Source organism: Escherichia sp. WS338, assembly GCF_046486405.1.
Classification (GTDB): domain Bacteria; phylum Pseudomonadota; class Gammaproteobacteria; order Enterobacterales; family Enterobacteriaceae; genus Escherichia; species Escherichia coli.
The window spans coordinates 22,573-39,585 of record NZ_JBJQLL010000021.1 but is presented as its reverse complement, the minus strand read 5'-3'; the positions used below and the strand labels follow the sequence as shown (position 1 = coordinate 39,585).

General features: G+C 50.4%; 15 protein-coding genes. 6 read left to right on the top strand and 9 right to left on the bottom strand.

Annotation, left to right across the window (positions count from 1 at the left end; translation table 11 throughout):
* Positions 1-115: 115 nt before the first annotated feature.
* The 4 genes from ACJHWT_RS17655 to rlmM all read left to right on the top strand — a co-directional run bounded on the left by ACJHWT_RS17655 (position 116) and on the right by rlmM (position 3,118).
* Positions 116-343, top strand: a complete 228-nt coding sequence (locus tag ACJHWT_RS17655) for a YgdI/YgdR family lipoprotein (RefSeq protein WP_000750398.1) — start codon at positions 116-118, stop codon at positions 341-343.
* 350 nt (positions 344-693) lie between these two features.
* Complete coding sequence (gene gcvA / locus ACJHWT_RS17650) at positions 694-1,611, top strand: glycine cleavage system transcriptional regulator GcvA (RefSeq protein WP_000044401.1); 918 nt, start codon at positions 694-696, stop codon at positions 1,609-1,611.
* Between the two features lie 18 nt (positions 1,612-1,629).
* Positions 1,630-2,025 carry a DUF423 domain-containing protein gene (locus ACJHWT_RS17645; RefSeq protein ID WP_000203905.1) on the top strand — a complete coding sequence of 132 codons (396 nt, stop codon included), beginning with the start codon at positions 1,630-1,632 and terminating at the stop codon, positions 2,023-2,025.
* A complete protein-coding gene (gene rlmM, locus ACJHWT_RS17640; RefSeq protein ID WP_065203379.1) occupies positions 2,018-3,118 on the top strand; it encodes a 23S rRNA (cytidine(2498)-2'-O)-methyltransferase RlmM in 1,101 nt (366 codons plus the stop codon). Before ACJHWT_RS17645 ends, rlmM begins: the two co-directional genes overlap by 8 nt.
* Before the next feature lie 43 nt (positions 3,119-3,161).
* On the opposite strand, the gene fucR is transcribed toward rlmM, so the two are convergent.
* From fucR to fucP, 5 genes are all read right to left on the bottom strand, one after another.
* Entirely contained in the window at positions 3,162-3,893 is a 732-nt protein-coding gene (fucR, locus tag ACJHWT_RS17635) for an L-fucose operon activator (RefSeq protein ID WP_000642344.1), read from the bottom strand.
* Positions 3,894-3,950: 57 nt separating this feature from the next.
* Positions 3,951-4,373 carry an L-fucose mutarotase gene (fucU, locus tag ACJHWT_RS17630; protein ID WP_000920840.1) on the bottom strand — a complete coding sequence of 141 codons (423 nt, stop codon included), beginning with the start codon at positions 4,371-4,373 and terminating at the stop codon, positions 3,951-3,953.
* A 1-nt stretch (position 4,374) separates the two neighbouring features.
* Positions 4,375-5,793 carry an L-fuculokinase gene (gene fucK, locus ACJHWT_RS17625; RefSeq protein WP_000808354.1) on the bottom strand — a complete coding sequence of 473 codons (1,419 nt, stop codon included), beginning with the start codon at positions 5,791-5,793 and terminating at the stop codon, positions 4,375-4,377.
* A 108-nt stretch (positions 5,794-5,901) separates the two neighbouring features.
* Positions 5,902-7,677, bottom strand: a complete 1,776-nt coding sequence (fucI, locus tag ACJHWT_RS17620) for an L-fucose isomerase (RefSeq protein ID WP_000724159.1) — start codon at positions 7,675-7,677, stop codon at positions 5,902-5,904.
* A 32-nt stretch (positions 7,678-7,709) separates the two neighbouring features.
* Positions 7,710-9,026, bottom strand: a complete 1,317-nt coding sequence (gene fucP / locus ACJHWT_RS17615; protein WP_000528587.1) for an L-fucose:H+ symporter permease — start codon at positions 9,024-9,026, stop codon at positions 7,710-7,712.
* Between the two features lie 546 nt (positions 9,027-9,572).
* Between fucP and fucA the strand changes: the two genes are divergently transcribed.
* Together fucA and fucO are read left to right on the top strand one after the other, a co-directional pair.
* Entirely contained in the window at positions 9,573-10,220 is a 648-nt protein-coding gene (fucA, locus tag ACJHWT_RS17610) for an L-fuculose-phosphate aldolase (RefSeq protein WP_000440775.1), read from the top strand.
* Positions 10,221-10,247: 27 nt separating this feature from the next.
* Positions 10,248-11,396: a lactaldehyde reductase gene (fucO, locus tag ACJHWT_RS17605; protein ID WP_000013592.1), complete on the top strand. Its 1,149-nt coding sequence runs from the start codon at positions 10,248-10,250 to the stop codon at positions 11,394-11,396.
* Between the two features lie 54 nt (positions 11,397-11,450).
* Here fucO and xni read toward each other — a convergent pair whose 3' ends face one another.
* From xni to ppnN, 4 genes are all read right to left on the bottom strand, one after another.
* The gene (xni, locus tag ACJHWT_RS17600) at positions 11,451-12,206 is read right to left on the bottom strand and encodes a flap endonuclease Xni (RefSeq protein WP_001318010.1); all 756 of its coding nucleotides are present in this window, start codon (positions 12,204-12,206) and stop codon (positions 11,451-11,453) included.
* Positions 12,207-12,316: 110 nt separating this feature from the next.
* Complete coding sequence (gene sdaB, locus ACJHWT_RS17595; RefSeq protein ID WP_000626404.1) at positions 12,317-13,684, bottom strand: L-serine ammonia-lyase II; 1,368 nt, start codon at positions 13,682-13,684, stop codon at positions 12,317-12,319.
* Positions 13,685-13,741: 57 nt separating this feature from the next.
* Positions 13,742-15,031 carry an HAAAP family serine/threonine permease SdaC gene (gene sdaC, locus ACJHWT_RS17590; RefSeq protein WP_000450473.1) on the bottom strand — a complete coding sequence of 430 codons (1,290 nt, stop codon included), beginning with the start codon at positions 15,029-15,031 and terminating at the stop codon, positions 13,742-13,744.
* A 555-nt stretch (positions 15,032-15,586) separates the two neighbouring features.
* Entirely contained in the window at positions 15,587-16,951 is a 1,365-nt protein-coding gene (ppnN, locus tag ACJHWT_RS17585) for a nucleotide 5'-monophosphate nucleosidase PpnN (protein WP_000627995.1), read from the bottom strand.
* Between the last annotated feature and the right edge of the window lie 62 nt (positions 16,952-17,013).

The window sequence follows — 17,013 nt, the reverse complement described above, 5'->3', positions numbered from 1 at the left end:
ATCTGGATATCCTGGCGAAGCCGCGTCAGTAACATATGCTGAATAGTGTTAGGCGTTAATTTTAGCCTGTTAATCAATACTATTAAGATTTATTAATCGCTTTAAGGAGAAGATGATGAAAAAGACTGCCGCAATTATTTCTGCCTGTATGCTGACTTTTGCCCTGAGCGCCTGTTCCGGTTCGAACTATGTGATGCACACCAATGACGGACGTACCATCGTCTCTGACGGCAAACCACAGACTGATAACGATACCGGTATGATTTCGTATAAAGACGCTAATGGCAACAAACAGCAGATCAACCGTACTGACGTGAAAGAGATGGTCGAACTGGATCAGTAATTCGCGATCGCAAGGTAAAAAAAAGCACCGCAATTAGGCGGTGCTACATTAATCACTATGGACAGACAGGGTAAATGTACAGGAAGTGAAAAAAGGTAGCTTTGCTACCATGGTCTGAATCGCAGACCAATTGCAAACACAACAACACAACATCACAACCGTAAGCCAAAAGTTCACCAGAACACGCATTCCGATAAAACTTTTCGTTCCGGCTCAGGAAGTGCCGCCACTATAGGTATTTGCTGGTAGAAGCTCAACGGACAATTTATAATGGCTCAGATTAAAAAAACTAATAGGTTACACAGTGTGATCTAATTGTTAAATTCATTTAACATCAAAGTTTAAAAGCCATGTCTAAACGATTACCACCGCTAAATGCCTTACGAGTTTTTGATGCCGCAGCACGCCATTTAAGTTTCACTCGCGCAGCAGAAGAGCTTTTTGTGACCCAGGCCGCAGTAAGTCATCAAATCAAGTCTCTTGAGGATTTTCTGGGGCTAAAACTGTTCCGCCGCCGTAATCGTTCACTCCTGCTGACCGAGGAAGGTCAAAGCTATTTCCTCGATATCAAAGAGATATTTTCGCAATTAACCGAAGCGACGCGTAAACTCCAGGCCCGTAGCGCTAAGGGGGCGTTGACGGTCAGTTTACTCCCCAGTTTCGCCATTCATTGGTTGGTTCCGCGACTTTCCAGCTTTAATTCAGCTTATCCGGGAATTGACGTTCGAATCCAGGCGGTTGATCGTCAGGAAGATAAGCTGGCGGATGATGTTGATGTGGCGATATTTTATGGTCGGGGCAACTGGCCGGGGCTACGGGTGGAAAAACTGTACGCTGAATATTTATTGCCGGTGTGCTCGCCGCTACTGCTGACTGGCGAAAAACCCTTGAAGACCCCGGAAGATCTGGCTAAACATACGTTATTACATGATGCGTCACGCCGTGACTGGCAGACATATACCCGACAGTTGGGGTTAAATCATATCAACGTTCAGCAAGGGCCAATTTTTAGCCATAGCGCCATGGTGCTGCAAGCGGCTATCCACGGGCAGGGAGTGGCGCTGGCAAATAACGTGATGGCGCAATCTGAAATCGAGGCCGGACGTCTTGTTTGCCCGTTTAATGATGTTCTGGTCAGTAAAAACGCTTTTTATCTGGTTTGTCATGACAGCCAGGCAGAACTGGGTAAAATAGCCGCCTTTCGCCAATGGATCCTGGCGAAAGCCGCTGCTGAACAAGAAAAATTCCGCTTTCGTTATGAACAATAATTTACGTAGGGTACGACCATGACCAGCCGTTTTATGCTGATTTTCGCCGCCATTAGCGGCTTCATTTTTGTAGCTCTGGGCGCTTTTGGCGCGCATGTGTTAAGTAAAACCATGGGGGCCGTTGAGATGGGCTGGATCCAGACCGGCCTCGAATACCAGGCGTTTCATACGCTGGCGATCTTAGGTCTGGCGGTGGCAATGCAGCGTCGCATCAGTATCTGGTTTTACTGGAGTAGCGTTTTCCTCGCGTTAGGCACGGTGCTGTTCAGCGGCAGCCTTTATTGCCTGGCGCTGTCCCATCTGCGTTTGTGGGCGTTTGTCACACCGGTTGGCGGCGTGAGCTTCCTTGCGGGCTGGGCGTTAATGTTAGTTGGTGCTATCCGTTTAAAGCGCAAGGGCGTAAGTCATGAATAAGGTTGTATTGCTGTGCCGTCCGGGCTTTGAAAAAGAGTGCGCCGCAGAAATTACCGATAAAGCCGGCCAGCGGGAAATTTTCGGTTTTGCCCGCGTGAAAGAGAATGCGGGTTATGTCATTTATGAATGTTATCAACCTGATGATGGCGATAAGTTAATCCGTGAGCTGCCGTTCAGTTCATTAATTTTTGCCCGCCAGTGGTTTGTGGTGGGGGAACTCTTGCAGCATTTGCCGCCAGAAGATCGTATTACCCCCATTGTCGGCATGTTGCAGGGCGTAGTAGAGAAGGGCGGTGAACTGCGTGTTGACGTTGCCGATACCAACGAAAGCAAAGAGTTGCTGAAATTCTGCCGTAAATTCACTGTTCCGCTACGCGCTGCCTTGCGCGATGCTGGGGTGCTGGCGAACTATGAAACGCCGAAGCGTCCGGTTGTGCATGTATTCTTTATTGCACCAGGCTGCTGCTATACCGGTTACTCATACAGCAACAATAATTCGCCGTTCTATATGGGCATTCCGCGCCTGAAATTTCCGGCAGATGCGCCGAGTCGTTCCACGCTCAAACTGGAAGAGGCATTTCATGTGTTTATTCCTGCGGATGAGTGGGATGAACGCCTGGCGAACGGGATGTGGGCGGTGGATTTGGGCGCTTGCCCAGGCGGCTGGACCTACCAACTGGTGAAGCGCAACATGTGGGTTTATTCCGTCGACAACGGCCCGATGGCGCAAAGTCTGATGGATACCGGACAGGTGACGTGGCTGCGGGAAGACGGTTTCAAATTCCGTCCGACGCGCAGCAATATCTCCTGGATGGTATGCGATATGGTTGAAAAACCGGCGAAAGTTGCGGCATTGATGGCGCAGTGGCTGGTTAATGGCTGGTGTCGTGAAACCATTTTCAACCTCAAACTGCCGATGAAAAAACGCTACGAAGAAGTGTCACACAATCTGGCGTATATTCAGGCACAGCTTGATGAACATGGCATAAATGCTCAGATTCAGGCGCGGCAGTTGTATCACGATCGCGAAGAAGTGACGGTGCACGTCCGCCGCATCTGGGCTGCGGTGGGTGGTCGTCGCGACGAGCGATAACAGGCAAGGCCGGGGCGTCGCCTCCGGCCTGCTACCCTTTCCGTCAGGCTGTTACCAAAGAAGTTGCAACCTGGCGCTCATCAGAAATAATGTGCGTTACCTCATCCAGATGCCCGATGCGGGCTTCCCCTGAACGATTAAATTTACTTTTATCAATCAATAACAACGATTGCGCGGCACGTTTTAATAGCATCGATTTGTAATCAGCGTTGATGGCATTGGAGTCCCACAGTGCGCCGCTGCTATCGATCCCTTCACAAGAAAAAATAAACAGATCGATTTCCAGCGATTTAAGTTGGGAAATCAGCGAGGGATTGACGTAACAGCCATATTTGCGCTCAAGTGTGCCGCCGGAACTGATCAGTTGAATGCGTTCGCGTTTACCGAGTTCATGGCAAATCGGATGGCTATTGGTGAAGACCTGAATGTTGATGTCAGGCAACTGGCGTGCCAGATACCAGCAGGTTGAACTGGCGTCTAAGGCTATCACCATCCCTTCTTCAATCCACGCGAGCGCCTCGCGCGCGATATCTGCTTTATGCGCATAATGGCTTTTCAGCCGGATGTGAAAGGGATCGCCACTGTCTTGATTTTGACGGTGGATATATTTAGCGCGTCCATGATTGCGCAGAATTTTACCCTGCGTCTGTAATTCATTGAGATCGCGACGAATGGTTTCTTTACTGACCTTTAGCTGTTCAGAGAGAGCTTCCGTGGTCAGGCTGGTATGGTTCAGCAGCAGGTCGACTATCGCTTGCTGGCGTGCCGCTTTCATATTTTTCACCCCATCATTCGATAACCGCCCGCGTCATGCGGGCGTACCGGTATGAGATTACGGTGTTACCCCTTTTTTTAAAAGAATATTCCCGTACTTCGCTCGTTCGCCTGTGATAACGATCGCAAAGGCTTTTTGCGCCCGTTCATAAAACGCAAAACGATTGATGCGGATGATGTCAGGACACGGGGCTTGTAGTGAAAGCGCATTACGGTAACGTCGTTCTACTTCAGGATCGAGAGTGTCACCTTCTACCGCCGCCATCATCACCAGCGGTGGTGCATAACTGTCCAGCTCAAATAACGGGATAATCGCCTGGAGCAAGTCGCTCACCAACAGGCCATCAGCGCGGATCACCTGCGGTCCCATCGAATGGGCGGGAAAGTGAGCATCGGAAAAAATAATTTCATCTCCATGCCCCATCTCTGCCAGCACTTTCAATAGTTCGGGAGAAATTAACGGCGAAATTGTTTTCAGCATTTCACACTTCCTCTATAAATTCAGGTTCAGTTTGCGGGTAGAAATAACGGTACTGATAATGAATCTGTGCACGGGCTTCTTCCGGGCTGTTAAATTCCCCTACGCCATACCAACCAAACAGCGCAGCTCCTGCGACGGTCGTTTCGGCATCGTCGAGAACTTTTACCGGAATATCAAGCATATTGGCTTTAATCTGATTCCACAATGTGTTGCGACTTCCTCCGCCGACTAACAATAATTCAGAGGCTTTAAAGTGCCCGATTTTTTCCAGCATCTGTAGATTGCGCTGTAATTGCGTGGTTAACCCTTCCAGCGCCGCGCGATAGAAATGCCCCCGCGTGGTATTAAGCGTTACGCCTTGCCAGCCAGCGTTCTGGCACGACAATAAATCACACTGCATTTTCACTCCATCTGCGCCAGGCGCGATCAGGCGAGCTTCTTCAATCAATATTTGCCAGGGAGTTTCAGCCGTCCAGAACAGTTTTCTCACCCATTCCAGCACGCCGGATGCCAGCCATTGCATACCTGGGTTATACAACCCTGCCTGGCTATCCAGTTCGCAGGTAGAACCGGCGTACTGACTTAACAGCGAAGTATCAACCTGGGCGCTGCGGACCATTAAAATTTCCCATGTACCGGAAGAGAGCACGGGTTCATTTTGTTCGGCACCAGCGCCAAAAAGGGCGAACTGGGTATCGTGACCTGCGGAAATCACCGGTATGCCAACGGGTAAGCCGAGCATTGCTGCGGCGCTGTTCTGTAGCGTACCAATCTGTTCACCCGCTTCCACCAGACGAGGGAAGAGTCGGCGTGGAATACCGGTGGCTTGTAAAATTTGCGGACTGAAATCGCGTTGCTGGATATCCAGCATCTGGCTGGTTCCGGCCATCGTAATATCAGTAGTGAATTCGCCGGTTAAACGGTGGTTAATCAGTGACGAAATAAAGAGCCAGGCGTGCGCGCGTTCCAGCAGTTGTGGATGATTTTCTTTCAACCACACCAACTTATATAACGTATTGAAACTAAAGGCTCCGACTCCAGAAATAGCCTGCAACTGCTGTGCGGAGATCAACCGTTCAATATTGTCCATTACCGCGGCTGTTCGCGGACATTTCCAGCTAATGATCGGATAGAGCAGATTGCCTTGCTTATCTACCAGAGCGCCATCCACACCAAAGGTGGTGACGGCGATACCGCGGATATGGCAATCAGTCAGTTCACTATTGATTTGCCGACAGCAATCAGCAAAGCGTTGCAAAATGGCGTCTAAAGACCACTGGTGCCAGGTGTTGTTTTCCATCGCGATATCGCTGGCATTAGGCGTTGAGGCGCGGGCAACAATTTTTCCCTGCCGATTAACCGCGATGGCCCTGACATTGGTCGCGCCACAGTCGAGTACCAGGATAACTTCTTGTTTCATAATCGCTCCTGCAATATAGCCGGATAACATTGCTTATCCGGCTAACCACTCTTGCTTGTTCAGGCCCGGTAGCCGGAGCGACCGGGCATCACATCAGGGAGTCATGTATTAACGCTTGTACAACGGGCCGTAGTTCTGGCAAGCGCGGTAATCCTGGCCTTCAATATCCATGCCGTGCGCGGCCCAGGCAGAAGGACGATACACTTTGGTCTCTTCAACGTTGTGCATACATACCGGGATACGCAGCATGGAGGCAAGAGTGATAAAGTCTGCGCCAACGTGGCCGATGGTCAGAACTCCGTGGTTAGCGCCCCAGTTCGCCATTACCGAGTACACATCCGTAAACGGCCCTTTACCGGTGAGGCGCGGTGCAAACCAGGTGGTTGGCCAGGTTGAGTTGGTGCGTTTGTTGAGGATGTCATGCACATCCTTCGGCAATTCCACGCTCCAGCCTTCCGCGATTTGCAGTACCGGTCCCAGGCCTTTGATGATGTTGACACGAGTCATGGTGAACGGGACGCCGCCTTCGGTAAGGAAGCGGGAAGAGTAACCGCCGCCACGGAAGTATTCGTGGATCGCCGGGCACCATTCGGTAGCGGCGAGGCAAGCGTCAGCCTCTTGCTGAGAGATTTCCCAGTGCGGCTTCATCGTCGGTTTACCTTCGCTGTCGCGTTGTTTACAGGAGCCGTCCAGCGCAGCAGAACCGGAGTTGATCAAATGGATGATGCCGTGTTCTGCCAGCCCGTCCAGTTTATGCCCCGTTACACGCTCAATTGCTTCTGGTGACCAGTAGGTACGGACATCGGCAAATATCTGAGCGGTGCCGGTGAGCTGGTGGCCCATTAACATTGCCACGCCGTTAAGACTGTCGTTTTCGGTCGCCACGACAAACGGTTTGCGCACGCCATTCCAGTCAAATGAACTGTTGAGGATCGCTTCAGCGGTATCGCCATTGGGATATTGATCGGTCCAGTGACGTTGCCCCTGGAAGCCTGCAGCGATGGCGTTGTAGCCAAGTGATTCTTCCACGCGGCCAATATCGGCCAGTTTGCTGTTGCCTTGCATCATGTCGCGGATACACATCGCCATCAGTAAACTTTCGCGCAGAACTGCGCGGCTTTGCTCGGCATTGCGTTGATACTGTTTGTTATTTTCATCTTCGCCATAGCGGAAGTTTTTATCAGCCCAGGCCAGCGCCATTTCCAGTTCGGCTTCGTCGTAAATCTTCTGATCGATACGGCGACGCAGTTCGGTCATATCCACCGCCTGGACTTTCATTCCCAGCCAGGATTCAAAGAAGTTGTGATCAACGATGGAACCGGCGATACCCATCGAAACGCCGCCCAGCGACAGATAGCTTTTACCTTTCATGCTGGCGACGGCCAAACCGGCGCGGGCAAAGCGCAGCAGTTTTTCTTCAACATCGGCAGGAATCGATGTGTCATCGGCATCCTGAACGTCATGACCGTAAATGGAGAATGCCGGGATGCCTTTCTGGCTGTGAGCTGCCAGAGCCGCTGCCAGGTAAACAGCGCCGGGACGTTCAGTGCCGTTAAAGCCCCAAATGGCTTTCGGGCGGGTTGGATCCATATCGATGGTTTCACTGCCATAGCACCAGCAAGGGGTTACCGTAATGGTGAGGCCTACATTCTGACTGCTGAATTTTTCTTCGCAAGCAGCGGCTTCAGCCATACCCGCGATACAGGTATCGGAAATGACACACTCGACGGCAGCTCCACAGGCATGGCGCAGTTTCTCGGTCAGCAGTGCAGCCGTGGCTTTCGCCATATTCATTGTTTGTTCTTCAAGCGACTCACGAACACCCATGCGACGACCGTCAATAACCGGGCGGATACCAATTTTCGGTAAGCTGATTTTTTTCATTACAGATTCCTCACTTTATTCGGAAAATATGTTCAGTTAGTTGCTGTTTGAGAACGGAAACGGGCAAAGATAAAGATGACCGCGAAGCAGAGTGCGGGGATCAGTTCAGCAGTGGGGATGTTGCCCGCCGCGTCACTGACAAAACCCATGACCGGAGTGACAATACCGCCGCCAATGATGGTCATAACGATGAAGGACGAACCGTATTTGGTGTCCTGGCCGAGATTCTTAATGCCCAGCGAGAAGATTGTTGGGTACTGAATCGACATAAAGGCGCTGCATAAAGTCAGGGCTATTAAGCCCACATGACCGCCAGCGAAGGCTGAGATCAGGCACAGTGCCATAGCGATTAATGCGTAGGCGGCCAGGACTTTGTGTGGTGCGAAGCGACTGATGAGCCAGGTACCGGTGAAACGACCAATAAAGAAGCACACCATGGTTCCGGTTAAATAGTTAGCGGCAAAGCCTGCTGTCATACCTGGAATTTCTTCTACAGCGTAGCGAATCAAATAGCTCCAGCAGGCTGTTTGTGCGCCGACATAGCAGAATTGCGCTAATACTGCCCAGCGCCAGTGGCGAATACGCGCCAGGCGAGAAAGCGATGCGGAGAACGATCCTTGTTTGGCGTCACTGTGATTATCACTCTGCAATGCCGGGAATTTCGTCAGCATGATCAGCAGGGCGACCAGTAACACGATAGCCACGATGATCATATAAGGTGTCTGTACCGATAATACCAGGCTGTGTTTATACGCACTCAATTGCTCTGGAGACATTTTATCGAGAACGTCTTGCGATTGATGTGGCACGTTAGACAAAATAAGACTTTGCCCAAAGACAACCGCGATAATTGCGCCAAATGAGTTAAATGTTTGCGCAAGATTTAAGCGGAAGTGACCACTGCTTTCCGGCCCTAATACCGTAACAAAAGGGTTGGCGGCAGTTTCCAGACAACCTAATCCGGCTGCAATAATAAATAGGCCAACTAAAAACAAGGTGTAGTTCATTATTTCTGCGGCGGGCCAGAATAATGCAGCGCCGAAGGCATATAAAAACAATCCGGTAATAATCCCTGCTTTATAACTGAGTTTTTTCATCAATATCCCAGCAGGGATTGGGATAATGAAATAACCAAAGTAAAAGGCCGATTGGATCAGGCCAGCCTGGAAATTTGTCAGCGTAAAAGCCTGCTGGAATTGAGGTAATAAAATGTCGTTAAGGTTATTGGCTACCGCCCAAAGAAAAAACAGTGAGCACAGCAGCGCGAATGGAATAATGTAACTTCTGCTTTGCCCTGCATCTTTATCTACCGCACGGTAACTCTGCGTTTGTATTGATGTGTTTCCCATAGCATCCTCTTAGGTTCAGAAGCTTAAGCACGTAATCGGTTATGTTTTCAAAAGTGCAAAACCAGCGAGTTCGGGCTTCATATCAGTGAATATTTGCCTGTCAGAAATGAACTCATGGATTCATTTTCAAATAAAAAACGCTCTGTAATATGACGGCGGTCACACTTATTAGTTGGGAGGTGACTTTATGTGACTACCATCACTTTAATAATCGAAATTTCATGCCCGTTTCAGAAAATAAATCATAAAAAACACAAACCCGATGACCGTATTAATTGTTTGTGCCGAAAACGGGCATTTCTGGCGAGGGGGAATGGAAAAATGACCGTTTTGATAAATATTTTTAAGAGCGGTCATTTTTAATAGGGTTATAAAAAGAGAACTTGCAGTTATTTACTGTGATTAGTTGAACCAGGTCACAAAATATAAGCTTGTGAATTTCTTTCTGGTTAATCAGGAAGAAGATGGTGGGTAATTAAACGGCTAATTCAATAGTGTGAAAGGAACAACATTATTGCCCTGTTTTGAATCAGAGAGAGGTAGCTAATGGAACGAAATAAACTTGCTCGTCAGATTATTGACACTTGCCTGGAAATGACCCGCCTGGGACTGAACCAGGGGACAGCGGGTAACGTCAGTGTACGTTATCAGGATGGGATGCTGATTACGCCTACAGGCATTCCATATGAAAAACTGACGGAGTCGCATATTGTCTTTATTGATGGCAACGGCAAACATGAGGAAGGAAAGCTCCCCTCAAGCGAGTGGCGTTTCCATATGGCGGCCTATCAAAGCAGACCGGATGCCAACGCGGTTGTTCACAATCATGCCGTTCATTGTACGGCAGTTTCCATTCTTAACCGACCGATCCCCGCGATTCACTACATGATTGCGGCGGCTGGCGGTAATTCTATTCCTTGCGCGCCTTATGCGACCTTTGGAACACGCGAACTTTCTGAACATGTTGCGCTGGCTCTCAAAAATCGTAAGGCAACTTTGTTACAACATCATGGGCTTATCGCTTGTGAGGTGAATCTGGAGAAAGCGTTATGGCTGGCGCATGAAGTTGAAGTGCTGGCGCAACTTTACCTGACGACCCTGGCGATTACGGACCCAGTGCCAGTGCTGAGCGATGAAGAGATTGCCGTAGTGCTGGAGAAATTCAAAACCTACGGGTTACGGATTGAAGAGTAATTTCGTAAAGCAACAAGGAGAAGGATGATGGCTAACAGAATGATTCTGAACGAAACGGCATGGTTTGGTCGGGGGGCTGTTGGAGCTTTAACCGATGAGGTGAAACGCCGTGGTTATCAGAAGGCGCTGATCGTCACCGATAAAACGCTGGTGCAATGCGGCGTGGTGGCAAAAGTGACCGATAAGATGGATGCTGCAGGGCTGGCATGGGCGATTTACGACGGCGTAGTGCCGAACCCAACAATTACTGTCGTCAAAGAAGGGCTCGGTGTATTCCAGAATAGCGGCGCGGATTACCTGATCGCTATTGGTGGCGGTTCTCCACAGGATACTTGTAAAGCGATTGGCATTATCAGCAACAACCCGGAGTTTGCCGATGTGCGTAGCCTGGAAGGGCTTTCCCCGACCAATAAACCCAGTGTACCGATTCTGGCAATCCCCACCACAGCAGGTACTGCGGCAGAAGTGACCATTAACTACGTGATCACTGACGAAGAAAAACGGCGCAAGTTTGTTTGCGTTGATCCGCATGATATCCCGCAGGTGGCGTTTATTGACGCTGACATGATGGATGGTATGCCTCCAGCGCTGAAAGCCGCGACGGGTGTCGATGCGCTCACTCATGCTATTGAGGGGTATATTACCCGTGGCGCGTGGGCGCTAACCGATGCGCTGCACATTAAAGCGATTGAAATCATTGCTGGGGCGCTGCGAGGATCGGTTGCTGGTGATAAGGATGCCGGAGAAGAAATGGCGCTCGGGCAGTATGTTGCGGGTATGGGATTCTCGAATGTTGGGTTAGGGTTGGTGCATGGTATGGCGCATCCACTGGGCGCGTTTTACAACACGCCACACGGTGTTGCGAACGCCATCCTGTTACCGCATGTTATGCGTTATAACGCTGACTTTACCGGTGAGAAGTACCGCGATATCGCACGCGTTATGGGCGTGAAAGTGGAAGGTATGAGCCTGGAAGAGGCGCGTAATGCCGCTGTTGAAGCGGTGTTTGCTCTCAACCGTGATGTCGGTATTCCGCCACATTTACGTGATGTTGGTGTACGTAAGGAAGATATTCCGACACTGGCGCAGGCGGCACTGGATGATGTTTGTACCGGTGGCAACCCGCGTGAAGCAACGCTTGAGGATATTGTAGAGCTTTACCATACCGCCTGGTAAATGCGCTGATGTGATAATGCCGGATGCGACGTTTGCGCCGTATCCGGCACGCCGTTACCGTACCAACCGCAATTGCTGTAAATTGCCGTCGATATGCAAATCGGTTTGTAAGCGGGCAATATCGCGGCACAGAAACGCCATCTCTTTATGGGTTTCTAATTTTTTGCGCCACTTTTCGGCAACCGCATTCAGATTCTCATATATCCCTTCCAGACTCTTAAACTCGACCAGCAGCTGCGTGGCGCTTTTTGGTCCGATCCCCACAACACCCGGTACCTTTGAACTGCTGATCCCCGCAAGTCCCCAGTAATCGGGCAACTGCTGCGGTTGAACGCCAAATTCTTTATCGATAAATGGCGCATCCAGCCAACGTTTCTGGAAGTAATCACGAATACGTAATGTCGGTGAAAGTAACTGACAGTAGCCTTTATCTGTCGAAACAATCGTTGCCTGATGCCCGGCCTGTGTCACTTTGACCGCCAGCGTGGCGGCTAAGTCATCGGCTTCGTTGCCGCTGGCGGACCAGCACGGGACGCCGCGTTGCTCAAAGGCGGCGCGTAATGCAGGCATCTCGTCGTGCAACTCTTCCGGCATTGGCGGTCGACCCGCTTTGTAATCTGGTAAACGCTGATGACGCCAGCCGCTACTGCGGTTTTCATCATCAAAAACGGCGACCGCGTGGGTTGGCTGGCTGTGCATAATGAGCTGATCGAGCGCGTGCTGGCAGGTTTCGACACAGGGCGAACCCTGAACGGCATGAATGCGACGAATAAGATTCAGTGCATCGACAATAAGCAAATGAACAGCCACGATAACCCCCTTAAAGATCAGGCGATAAGGGTAACATTCGATGCCGGAACAGGCTATGGCTGGTTGAGAAAACGGGAAGAGGCCTCGCAAAACGAGGCCTCCGGGAGAGATTAATCGCAGGCAACGATCTTCATTGCCAGGCCACCGCGAGAGGTTTCGCGGTACTTGGCGTTCATATCTTTACCTGTTTCGTACATGGTCTCGATAACTTTATCGAGGCAGACGCGCGGCTCGCTGGTACGGCGCAGCGCCATACGCGCGGCGTTCACCGCTTTTACTGCCGCAATGGCGTTACGCTCGATGCACGGTACCTGCACCTGTCCAGCAACCGGGTCACACGTCAGACCGAGGTTATGCTCCATGGCGATTTCCGCCGCGATGCACACCTGCGCCGGGCTTGCGCCTAACAGTTCTGCCAGACCAGCTGCCGCCATAGAGCACGCCACGCCAACTTCACCCTGGCAACCCACTTCGGCACCAGAAATCGACGCGTTCATCTTATAAAGAGAACCAATGGCGCTGGCTACCAGCAGATAACGAGCCAGTGAGTTAGCGTTCACTTCGCGGATAAACTTATCGTAGTACGCCAGCACAGCCGGGATAATCCCGCACGCACCGTTAGTCGGCGCAGTCACCACGCGACCGCCAGCAGCATTCTCTTCGTTCACTGCCAGTGCAAACATGTTGATCCAGTCAACAACCGCCATCGGGTCAGTGGTGGTTTTATCCTGGCTGACCAGCATCCGGCGTAGTGCCGCAGCACGGCGTGGAACGCGCAGTTTGCCAGGTAACACGCCTTCGGTAGAAATACCACGCTCAATACCGCCACGCATGACTTCCCAGACGTTCGCCAGGTGCTGTTCCAGCTCTTCTTTGCTGTGCAGCGCCAGCTCGTTTTTCATCATCAGGCCAGAGAGTGACAGCCCGGTTTCCTGACAATGTTTTTGCAGATCGGCTGCTGAACTGTACGGATAAGGAACTTCAACCGGTGCGCTATCCTGCTGGCCAAAATGTTCTTCATCAACGATAAAGCCACCGCCGATAGAGTAGTAAGTCTGGCTGTAAACGACTTTATCGCCCGCCAGTGCGGTAATGCGCATACCGTTTTCATGCAGAGAAAGGTTGTCGGCATGGAAGTTCATGCACTGATCAACCGGGAACTCCACTTCATGCTGACCGTTTGCCAGCATCAGGCGACCATGAGTATTCACATCCTGAATAAAACCAGGGATGGAATCGATATCCACGGTATCCGGCAGGTTACCCGCCAGGCCCATAATAATGGCGATATCAGTGTGGTGGCCTTTACCGGTCAGAGAGAGCGAGCCGTACACGTCAACCACCACGCGGGTCACGTCTTTAAGCAGGTTACGGGCAATCAGATCGTCGGTAAATTGTTTACCCGCTTTCATTGGTCCAACGGTATGAGAACTGGAAGGGCCAATGCCGATTTTGAAAATATCGAATACGCTAATCATAGGAAATACATCGCGTTAAAACGGAGGAAGCGCCGCCCGAAAGCGGCGCGAAAGGACTTAGCTGAACAGAGAGTAGAAGATTGCGGAGATTGCAATCAGACCCATCACGACAACGAATACGTTGCTGATGTGACCGCTGTACTTACGCATTGCCGGTACTTTCTGAATTGCGTACATCGGCATCAGGAACAGGATCATCGCGATGATTGGGCCGCCCAGGGTTTCAATCATACCCAGGATGCTCGGGTTCAGGGTGGCAACAATCCAGGTCGTTACCAGCATGAACAGCGCAGTGATACGGTTCAGCTTGTTGATTTCGATAGACTTACCTTTACCACGCAGAGATTTAATCACCATACCGTTGAAGCCTTCACGTGCGCCCAGGTAGTGGCCGAGGAAGGATTTGGTGATAGCGATAATCGCGATAATCGGAGCCATCCACGCGATGATCGGCGCGTTAAAGTGGTTAGCCAGGTAAGACAGAATCGAGATGTTCTGCTCTTTAGCCGCAGCCAGGTCTGCTGGAGTCAGGCTCAGTACACAGCTGAAGACGAAGAACATTACGGTCAGCACCATCATGATGTGTGCGAATGCCAGGATCTTCGAGCATTTCTGTTCTGCCATATCGCCGTACTCTTCACGCTTCGCAACGGCGAAAGAAGAGATGATCGGAGAGTGGTTGAACGAGAACACCATTACCGGAATTGCCAGCCACAGGGTCATCCAAAGACCGTTTCCGGTTGCAGATGCAGTGTCCAGAGACAGCGTTTCCAGTGCTGCGCCGTTCCACTGCGGGATCAGGTACAGAGCCAGCAGCATCAGTACGCCAACAAACGGGAATACCAGAATACTCATCGCTTTAACGATCATCTGCTCACCGAAGCGAACGATGGTCATCATACCCACGATCAGGATCAGCGACAGAATCGCACGCGGCGGTGGTGTCATACCCAGCTGGTGAGACATGAAGCTTTCAACTGTATTGGTGATTGCCACGCTATAAACCAGCAGAATCGGGTAGATAGCGAAGAAGTAGAGCAGGGTAATCAGTTTACCTGCGCCAATACCAAAGTGTTCTTCTACAACCTCGGTGATGTCTTCGCCCGGGTTTTTACCAGACAGTACGAAGCGAGTCAGACCGCGGTGAGCAAAAAATGTCATCGGGAACGCAAGGATAGCCATGATGATCAGCGGGATCATACCGCCAACACCGGCGTTGATTGGCAGGAACAGCACGCCCGCGCCGATTGCCGTGCCGTAAAGGCCCAGCATCCACATGGTGTCTGTCTTGCGCCAGGCACTACGAGAGTCTTTCGACGCAATCGTGCTGGTTTGAGTCGTTTCCATCTATTTCTCCTGGAGGAATGCAAATAATTCAGCTTTTAGCCAGTTCAGCCCGGGAAGGTGCCTGACCGTAAAAATGAAATCTGTCTATAGGCGATGGCTTAATCATTTACCGCCGTAATAATTTGAGGGCGGAAAGATACACACAAGTTATGTATCTATCAGTGATCTTGATCCCAAATACAATAATCTACTTGGAAGATAGATTATCCCAACGCTTTACTCTGTAAATCAAAAGTAAAAGAGAATTTAAGGGCAATATTTGCCCATTAAACGACATCTGACTTCTTCCGGGGCGCGCAATATATGTAGGTTGAACTGAAAAAATCAATACTTTTAGTTAATCATGGCGATAATTTCTTTTTCATAGCGATAAAATGTGGTTTATGAAAATAGGGAAACGTTTGCGTTACAACATAAATTGTATGACATATTAACTGTAATGAAATTTATCGCATGAGGGTGGTAAGAAACATTCATATAACAAATGAAATAAATTGATGGGTATGTGACCAAAAACGAGAAAACCCGGCAACAAACGTCACCGGGGGAGGGAGATTACGTGCAGATTTCGTAGCAAGGGATGTAGGCTGAGCCTGGCAACTTCATACGATGCTGGGCAACAAAACCCTGTAGCAGGTCATCCATACGACGCATAATCTCTTTATCGCCGTTGATTTTATAAGGACCAAACTCTTCAATGGCGCGAATACCGACTTCTTTTACGTTACCCGCCACAATACCGGAGAACGCACGGCGCAGGTCGGCAGCCAGCACTTCAACGGGTTGATCCGGGTAAAGCTTCAGATTAGCCATATTCTCGTGAGACGGCTCAAACGGCATTTGCAAATCTGGCGCAATGCGCATTGACCAGTTAAAGCTGTAGGCATCGCCTGTGTCGCGGCGATTTTCTTTCACCAGCGGCATCGATTTTTTCATCTGACGAGCGACTTCAGCGGCGTCATCAATGATGATGCGGTAATGGCGGCGCGCGTTTTCACCCAATGTATGCACGACAAACTCGTCCAGTACGCGGAAGTAGTCGGCGCTCTCTTTCGGGCCGGTGAGGATCAATGGTAAAACCTGATCTTTGTTGGCCGGGTTCATTAAAATTCCCAGCAAATACAGCAACTCTTCTGCCGTACCCACACCGCCAGGGAAGATAATGATACCGTGAGCGATACGGACAAACGCTTCCAGACGTTTTTCGATATCCGGCATGATGATCAATTCGTTGACCAGCGGGTTAGGCGGTTCAGCGGCGATAATCGACGGCTCTGTCATACCAATAAAACGACTGTCTTTGTAACGCTGCTGTGCGTGTCCGACCGCAGCGCCTTTCATCGGCGCTTCCATCGCTCCCGGACCACAGCCGGTGCAGATATTCAGCTCACGCAGGCCCAGCTGATTCCCGACGCGACGGGCATACAAATACTCGTTTTCGTTAATTGAGTGCCCGCCCCAGCAGACCACCATATTTGGCGCTTCACCGACATGCAGTGCGCGAGCGTTACGCAAGATGGAAAAGACCAGGTTAGTGATGTGGACGGAGTTGTCGAGATTCAGGTTGGGAAAACGAACGGTGTTATGGATTTGCCCGTAAACGAAGAGAATGTCACGCAGAACCGCGAACAAGTTGGCCTGCAAAGCGCGAATAATTCGCCCATCGACAAAAGCCTCTTCCGGGGGATTTATCAGTTCCAGCTTTACGCCGCGTTCACGGCGCAGGACGTTAATATCGAAATTTTCAAAACGAGACAGCAATTCTTTGCTGTTATCGGTCAAACTACCGGAGTTCAGTACGGCAAGTGAACAGTTGCGAAACAGTTGATAGAGGTCGCTGCTGGCGGTGCGTTTAAGCATATCCACTTCCAGCTGCGACAACATATCCATGGAGCCAAGCGGGCTAATATGTGTAATCAAGAAAAACTCCTTATGGGACGAATATCGTCATTCCCTTTGATTACAATAGCCCTGCCTGATGA